The 7781-nt window shown below is 59.0% G+C and carries 9 protein-coding genes and 2 pseudogenes; 6 read left to right on the top strand and 5 right to left on the bottom strand.

Going from position 1 to position 7781, the window contains the following annotated elements:
* From H0V78_09055 to H0V78_09030, 6 genes and pseudogenes are all read left to right on the top strand, one after another.
* Positions 1–146 (top strand): annotated as a pseudogene (locus H0V78_09055) (transposase).
* 187 nt (positions 147–333) lie between these two features.
* Positions 334–882 (top strand): AAA family ATPase, encoded by a 549-nt coding sequence (locus tag H0V78_09050; GenBank protein ID MBA2351916.1) that lies wholly within the window; start codon positions 334–336, stop codon positions 880–882.
* Positions 846–1151 carry a hypothetical protein gene (locus H0V78_09045; protein MBA2351915.1) on the top strand — a complete coding sequence of 102 codons (306 nt, stop codon included), beginning with the start codon at positions 846–848 and terminating at the stop codon, positions 1149–1151. Before H0V78_09050 ends, H0V78_09045 begins: the two co-directional genes overlap by 37 nt.
* Before the next feature lie 252 nt (positions 1152–1403).
* Positions 1404–1988, top strand: coding sequence for a hypothetical protein (locus tag H0V78_09040; protein ID MBA2351914.1), 585 nt, complete (start codon positions 1404–1406; stop codon positions 1986–1988).
* A 140-nt stretch (positions 1989–2128) separates the two neighbouring features.
* Positions 2129–2314: a hypothetical protein gene (locus H0V78_09035; protein ID MBA2351913.1), complete on the top strand. Its 186-nt coding sequence runs from the start codon at positions 2129–2131 to the stop codon at positions 2312–2314.
* Positions 2304–2867, top strand: a pseudogene (locus tag H0V78_09030) (hypothetical protein). The gene H0V78_09035 and the pseudogene H0V78_09030 overlap by 11 nt, the downstream one beginning before the upstream one ends.
* A 54-nt stretch (positions 2868–2921) precedes the next feature.
* On the opposite strand, the gene H0V78_09025 reads toward H0V78_09030, so the two are convergent.
* The 5 genes from H0V78_09025 to H0V78_09005 all read right to left on the bottom strand — a co-directional run bounded on the left by H0V78_09025 (position 2922) and on the right by H0V78_09005 (position 7744).
* The gene (locus H0V78_09025; protein MBA2351912.1) at positions 2922–4652 is read right to left on the bottom strand and encodes a potassium channel family protein; all 1731 of its coding nucleotides are present in this window, start codon (positions 4650–4652) and stop codon (positions 2922–2924) included.
* Positions 4653–4684: 32 nt separating this feature from the next.
* Complete coding sequence (locus H0V78_09020; GenBank protein MBA2351911.1) at positions 4685–5068, bottom strand: hypothetical protein; 384 nt, start codon at positions 5066–5068, stop codon at positions 4685–4687.
* A gap of 176 nt (positions 5069–5244) precedes the next feature.
* Positions 5245–5796, bottom strand: a complete 552-nt coding sequence (locus H0V78_09015; GenBank protein MBA2351910.1) for a DUF1003 domain-containing protein — start codon at positions 5794–5796, stop codon at positions 5245–5247.
* Between the two features lie 280 nt (positions 5797–6076).
* Entirely contained in the window at positions 6077–6307 is a 231-nt protein-coding gene (locus H0V78_09010) for a DUF378 domain-containing protein (GenBank protein MBA2351909.1), read from the bottom strand.
* Positions 6308–7381: 1074 nt separating this feature from the next.
* Positions 7382–7744, bottom strand: a complete 363-nt coding sequence (locus H0V78_09005) for a response regulator transcription factor (protein ID MBA2351908.1) — start codon at positions 7742–7744, stop codon at positions 7382–7384.
* Positions 7745–7781: the final 37 nt, after the last annotated feature.

The raw sequence follows: 7781 nt of genomic DNA, 5'->3' as shown, positions 1-7781 counted from the left end.
AGGCGGATATCGGTCTGACGGCGCGCATCCACGAGATTCATCGGCGCTCGAAGGGCACTTATGGCGCGCCACGCGTGTACGCAGAGCTGACCGACGCGCATGCGCTGCACGTCGGTCGCAAGCGTGTCGCGCGGCTGATGCGAGAATGATTGAGCGCGTGCATGGCTTCAGCTTCAGCTCCTGCGGCTGCGGCCCGACATCGTTGACGAGCGCGTCCGCGCCGGCCGCGTCATCGATGGACACGGCGACTTGCGGCCGGAGCATATCTGCCTGAGCGAACCGCTGGCGATTTTCGATTGCATCGAGTTCAATCCCGAATTCCGTACCATAGACGTGGCCGACGAACTGGCGTTTCTAGCCGCGGAATGCGACTTCCTGGGCGCCGATTGGATCGGACCGCGGTTGCTGCGGGCCTATCAGCAGCAGAGCGGCGACCAGCCAGCGGCTGAGCTGTGGGCCTTCTACAAGTCGTATCGCGCCTGCGTGCGCGCCAAGGTGGCCGCGCTGCGAGCCGGTCAGCTCCAGGGCGAACCCCAGGAAGCAGCCGCGAAGGAGGCCCAACAGCACCTGGCTCTGGCCGACAAATACACCGCGCCGTGGCTTCAGCCGCTGGTGCTTGCCGTGGGAGGCCTGTCAGGGACTGGCAAGACCACGCTCGCTGCGGCGCTGACCGAAGCTCTCGGCGCAGAGCTACTCCGCACCGACGTTCTGCGGCAAGAGCTGTTTGGCGCCGGTTCTCATGCCGCGGAGGCGGACGGCGGCATCTACCGGCGGGAAGCCCCGAGCAGGTTTGTGCAGAGCTGTATCGCCGCGCGGCGGCGCTGCACGCCGACCGCATTTCCGTGGTGCTCGACAGCACCTTTTCCACGCTCGACCAACTGAAAACCGCGCAGGCGCTGGCCGTCGATCCCAGGAGCAAATTCCTGGCGATCGAGTGCGTATGCCGGCCCGAGATTGCCCGTGAGCGAATCGGCCGGCGACTGGCCACAGGTAACGACGCCTCGGACGCCCGGCCTGAGGTCCACGACGTTCAACGCATGCGCTGGGAAGCCTGGCCCGCGGACGTTGCTCAGGTCCGCGTCGATACGGAACAGCCTCTGCCACAACAAGTCGCGCAGGTGATCGCTGCGCTCAGGGCGTCGGTGAAGTAGAGCAATTCCTCATAAACTCGTAACGCCTACTGAAAACGAAATGATTTGTCGAATGCAATTATCTGCATGAAACCACAGAGATGAATTTAATAACTATCGCAATAGCGAAGAATTCAAGCAGCCCAGACGATTGGCTGAAAGAAGATCGTCGCATCGGTCGTGCTGTGTTTATTAGCGTAACTCTTACGATTCCTTGGAGCCTTGGTTAACGCCTTCGGTGATTTATTGGATGCGCGATCGCCGGGAACTAAAATGAGCCTGAAGGAAGAACTGGACAGGATGAATCGACGTCGGCGTGTATACGCCCCATCCCGCGAAGGAGGAACCAAGTCTCAAAAGGAACTCGGCGCTGTTGTCGATCTGCTGGAGTCGATGGAGCGCAGCGGCGAAGCCATCTACTTCGATCCCGTCGAAGCAGCACAAGATCCCCCCGATTGCACTGCCCGCGGCATCCGGGGCGAGCGCGTCGCCATTGAGGTCACTGAGTTTGTGTGCAAAGCCGCAGTGGAGGCCAACGAAAAGGCAGATCGCGCCGCCATCGCTCGCCTTGAGCCGGGCGTGATGGTTCATCGAGTGTGGCAGCGTTGGGATTGCCTCGCGCACCTTGAGCGGCGCCTTGAGACCAAGGACGGCAAGACCTACGTCGGCGGACCGTTCGACCGGGTGGCGGTGCTTGTCCACACGGACGAGCCAATGCTTATTCGCTCCCAATGCGAAGCTTGGCTTTCGGAACACCACTTCGGTCCCTTCAAGCAGATCACCGAGGCCTACCTCCTCTTTTCATACGAGTCGGAGATCGGTTACCCGTACCGAACGCTTTTGGTGCATGGCGCCTAACAGGCACTGCACCTGCCCGCCTACAGCGTACGCTCGTACCTCGCCACAGCTTCCGGCGGTAGGTAAATTTTAACGTTATGCGTTTCATGGGCCGGGAGGAAACGAAATGAAAAGAACGCTCGTCGCCGGTTCGCGCACGCATCTGCGAAAAGCTTGGCTTTCTCGGCATCGAACTGGATGAGTCGCGCAACGCGGCTCACGCGAATGTAATTTCCGCGGACACCAGCCCGGTCACGGTCCGCATCATTCGCACGGACGAAGAATTGATGATTGCAAGATCGGTCTGTGGCGTTCTCAGCCTAGGCACCCAGGAAAATAAAACATGAAACCAAAAGCAAAAACGCTCGCTCCCGAACTGCTGCGCAGGATGGACCCTACTGGCGAGCCGCGAACTACCTCTCGGTCGGGCAGATTTATCTTTATGACAATCCGCTGTTGAAGGACCCGCTCACGCTGGCGCACATCAAGCCGCGCCTGCTCGGTCATTGGGGCACGACGCCGGGACTGAACTTCATTTACGTTCACCTGAATCGCGTGATCAACGAACAGGACCTGAACATCATCTACATCACCGGCCCGGGCCACGGCGGTCCCGGGTTGGTGGCGAACGCGTATCTTGAGCAGACGTACAGCGAAGTGTATCCCCAGGTTTCGCAGGACGACGAGGGGATGAAGCGGCTCTTTACGCAGTTCTCGTTTCCCGGCGGTGTTCCGAGCCATGTCTCGCCGGAGACGCCCGGCTCGATTCACGAAGGCGGGGAACTAGGCTACGCACTGTCACACGCCTTTGGCGCGGCGTTCGATAATCCCGATCTGCTGGTCGCGTGCGTCGTTGGCGACGGCGAAGCCGAAACCGGTCCCCTCGCCACCAGTTGGCACTGAGGGTCACTGCCCGGTTTGCGTCCGGCGAAATCTCCCCAGCGTTCCAAAGAGTCAACCTCTGCTCGCAATCTTCCGCCAAAACCAACCTCGCACCTCGCGGCCGGCGCGGACATACTCCAGGACATTGGCGTTGCGGAGCGTAAGCTCTTGCAACGCGCGCGCTTCGCTAGTGCCGGCAAAGAGATACTCGTCGCCGACCCGCACGTCGGCGGCTTCCTCGGGCAGAACTATAGTCTCACTCGCGCGCACGCATATCAGCGCACAGCTGGCGAGCCTCCGATCTCGGTCAGTCGAATCACGCAGCAAATCACCGAGCCTCATCGATTGTCCGGCGCGCGTTAACGCGTCATGTACAGCGAGCGCATCGCGCGGCGTGATGCGCACGTCCCATATGACCGGCACTTCGTCGCCGAGCCGTGCCCGCAACCGAGCGATGGTTTGGTCCGCCCACGCATCCGGTTGATTCTTCACCACCGCCAGGAATAGCGGCAGAAGTGGTGTAGTCAAAATCGCAAAACATTCGTGCGCGATGATCTCGCTCGACACCATCACCAAGTCGGCCTTGAAGCGATCGAATAAGACGCGGTTTTCCGCCAAGTTTTGCCGCAGCACCATGAATAGCCGCGGATTGAGGGCGCGTGCCGCAACGGCAATCGCAAGATTTACAGAGTCATCGTCGGTACTGGCGACGAGCCCCTCGGCGGTTTCGATTCCGGCAGCCTTTAGTACCGCCTGTTCCGTACCGCGGCCGGCGACGATACGCCGGTCGCTCGCACCGGCGGCGGCGGGCTCCACGATTGTGACCGAGACACGCTCCCGATCGAGTTCGCGCACGACCGCTTTGCCACACCGGCCGTAGCCGCAAACCACCCATTCACCGCGCGGCGGCGCGTATTCCGATCGCAGATTGGTTCCGGGCGTGCCGGTCAACCAGTCGAGCAAGCGATAGCAGCCGGGCTCACGCATGGCCAACACCAGATACTCCGCGAACTTCTGGAACGGGTCGATGATGTGATGGGTGCCGATCGCAACCAGGTTCTGCGCCGTCTCTGGCGTGTGGACACGCGCCAGCACCTGAAGCCTGGGACTCAGCAACCGGCTCGTCATGGCGACTGCGAGATTGGCTTCCTCGTCATCGGTAAGCGCCACGACCCCGCGGCATTGCGGGTGATTGATGCCGGCAAGAACGAGATTCTGCGGGCGACGTACGTCGCCGACGAGCGCGGGAGTGTCGGTACGGAAATCCTCGAGCTCGAGCTCGCTGATCCGAGCCTCCTTCAGCTCGACTACGACGAAACGAGTGCCGCGGCGATCGAGCGCGCGCGTAATCAGCTGCCCTGTCTCGCCGCATCCGCAAACGATGTAGAACGGTTCGCCGAGCCGTCGCACACGGCGGCCGAACCGAGCACGGGCGAGCGCATCCGCAAATGCGCGGTCCTGAAACAAAGCGAGAAGCGTGAGGATCGCATAGGTCCAGCCCACTACCGAAAGATAGATGCAGAGCGTCACCCACAGGCGCTGTGCATCGCTGAACGGCATTGGGATCTCCCCGAAGCCGATCGTAGTCGCGGTGTAACTCATGAAATAGAACGCGTGAAAGAAACTCATCGGCGATGACGGCTTGCCAGCCGCGTCCACGCCCGGCACGACGGTGAGCCCTACGATCGATGCGACATAAATAACGACCAGCGCGATGAGCGGCGCGCGCAGCCGACGAAGCACGATCAGAACGATGCTTGCCGATGGCGGGGCCGGAATAGGAGCCGCGTAGTCTAGGGGCATCGGCGAATTTCTCCGGCGGGGAATCCAGCGCACTAGCGCCGGAGCATCAGCGTTTCGCCGATCATAAGGACAAGCGAGACGAAGTTGGCGAGCAATGCGCCGCCCGCGAGCGACACAACCCGCGCAGTCGCGGCGGCGGTCATACCATCGCCCGACATGTGTGCCGCGTAAGCCCATGCGATTGCGGCGCCGAGCAATTGCAAGTCGGCGACCAAGCTTGTAGCGAGATGCAGTGCGCCGATCTGGGTTCGATCGCCGAATTTAAGGATAGTGGCGATCAGATTTACCGCGATTGCCGCGAACAATCCCCAGACTTCATGGTGTATGGGATTGTCAATTTCGCCGATAAAGAAGCCAAAATTCAACGTCGCCGAAAGGACGATAAAGAATCCAAAAACTACCTTTTCGAGGTTCATAGAATTCTTGACACTCCGCGATGACAAAGTCGCTTGCTCGTTAGTCATTAGCTAGTCATTGCCACGTTCCGGGGCGCCAGAACTTGCTGATCTCTGTAGGTCGCGGCGGGGTGTAGCGACTGCAAATGTTCAGTTCCAGTAGTTAGATATTCGGGCAGTCCCTATTTCACTCTCATCTAGCGGTCTTCGTGCTGCTGCTTGATGACATCCAACATTACCTCAGTGTCTGCGCGTCTGGTCAACTCAGCCACCTCGGCGTCAGGCCGTCCTTGAGGTGACGGCGCGCTGCGCCGTAACTCATCGATGAGTTGAAGAATCTTCGTCACCTTTTGCTCAGTCAAGAGGTTGATCTGCAGGTCGAGGTGCGCACGGTGCTCGGCCAGCCTCGCCATTCTGGTCTGTCGGATCAAGACAGCGATCGTCAGAAGGAGCGCATTAGAGCTCACAACACCCTGCAGCCAGAAAAATGGGGGCTCGTCGACGTGCGCCCAACCGGCATACGTGCCCCAGGCGTTTGCAAGCGCCCAGAGAACGATGAACGCAACGGCGAAGGCGAAGTAGCCGGGGCTGCCAAAGAAATTGCTCACGCGTTCGATCCCCATTTGCACGCCCGAGATCTCAGCGTCTTCGCGTTCATAGAAAGTCGTTACAACGTCAAGGTTCTGTTTTGTCGATGAGGGCAGTTCATTCTTCTCGGGACGAGATCCGATTTGCTCTTTAGCCGTCACCAGGCTCCCCCTTGGTCAGATGATAGTGCGAGTTGCTTCATGTTCCGGAAGCCCGCGGCCAGCCGATCCGGGGGTGCGGGGGCACGGTGTGCGCTCGACTGAACGACGAGGCGGTGGAACGGTGCAACAAGAAATACGTCGCGGATTTTCACAGGCCGGTGATTCCAGGGCGCCTGCTGCGAGAAGATGAGTCTCGCCAGTAGCTCCGGGCTGGCAGCTGTACCAGAATCGTTAACGAAATTGCTTGCAAAGCCGCAGTGTTCCTCGGGCGACTCCTCGATTAGCGGACTACCGCGGATGACCGGTCGGCTGGCATAGATCCGATCAGCTTCGAAGAGCAAAAAAAGATGTAGATAGCGGATAGACCAACGAGCACGTAAACGGTACGTGAGAGGGCAGACATTTCACCGAACAGTGTCGCAACTAAATCGAAACCAAAAGCGCCGACCAGCAACCAGTTGAGGCCGCCGACCACCAAAAGAATCATTGCAATCCAAGTAACGATCTTCATGTTTTGTTTCCTTAAATAAAAAGGCGGGACAGATTTAATACACTATCCGTGCCATGCTCTCTCTCCCTCGCGGAGGGGCACGCCCGGCCGTGATATCGGAACTCCCCACGTGCAGAACCTACAATTTCATTTGCAAAAAACGCCTCATTTATTACCATCGCGCAATGCTGTTGCTGATCTACAGCCATTATCGAAGACGAAATTTTCTACCTGCATTGCACGACACGCTGCCCGACCTGATCGCACACCGTTTAGAGAGAGAACAGCATAAGAGTGAGGCTGTCGGAAACACTATAAGCCATGGGGCCGTTCAATGACCGACTATAACGATTGCGTATTGCCTGACATTTTTTTTTGAACGTTTAGATAAGGCCGCGCAGGATCAAGGTTGGCTCATCCAGATTCGGGCAATCGGGCGGTCGTACTGCTGCCATGCTGACGCCCTGGTGCGCGAGATGGTGGATCCAAGCGCGAATGGTGAAATCAGTAAAAGCGGAGCGGATGCAAAGGTGCTGATCGACTAAGCGCTGGCAGCGACATAGACGCCATTGAAGTTGATTTGAACCCCCGCCCTGCTTCACGCGCGGGACTCGTCTTTTCCCAAAGTGGCCCACTAAAGCGGTTTTATTTTTCGCTTTTGCGCGAACCTGCTCATCGCGATCCGCGCTTGGCAAGAGCCCTTTGTTGCTTCAGCCAATTTCGCGCGGCGGCTGCGGGGTGAAGCACGCTCAAATTCGCGAATCACCCGCTCGAGCCTGGACCAGAACGTGTCCAACTCCGGAATGATCTGCCACGACGACGGCGCCCCTCCTCCACCTCCCACCGAAGTTCACCTCGTTGATGGAGGTCAGTAAGTCAGATCTTGAGTTGCCCTCGCTTACCGCTGTCAGTTCGGACAAGGGTATGGACCTTAGTGCCTATCCGTTAATAACAAAGTCTGAACGAGGCCACTTTCGCAGGATCACGAACCAGCAGATTAAAGCGCTGAAATAAGCGCTCGCGAACGAAGGGGCGCCAACGCCCATGGGCGCCCCGGTCAATCAAAGCGCGATATTCCTGACATCCAGTACTGTTTCACCTGACAGACCGCATACATTTACGCACGCTGGCACACAGCGCGTCCGAGGCATGGTCTTTGGTGACGTAGTCCGATGCACCCGCGTCGCGCATGGTCAGGATCACCCTCTCATCGGCATGCATGGACAACCCAATCACGTGTATATGCGAATGCGCGGCCTTGATGCGCCGGGTCGCTTCGACGCCATCCAGCTTCGGCATATTGATGTCCATGAGCACGACGTCGGGTTGCAGTTCGGATGTAAGCATCACGGCTTGCAAGCCATCCTGCGCTTCGCCGGCGATCTGCATATCCGGCTCATTTTGGAGAATGCCGCGCAGGCCTTCGCGGACCATCGCATGGTCGTCGACGACGAGCACGCGTATCGCCGATCTGGCCTGCGGCGAACGCCCCCGA

The organism is Burkholderiales bacterium (assembly GCA_013695435.1).
Lineage (GTDB): Bacteria > Pseudomonadota > Gammaproteobacteria > Burkholderiales > JACMKV01 > JACMKV01.
The sequence above is the reverse complement of the archived record's forward strand: the minus strand, read 5'-3'. Positions and strand labels throughout refer to the sequence as shown.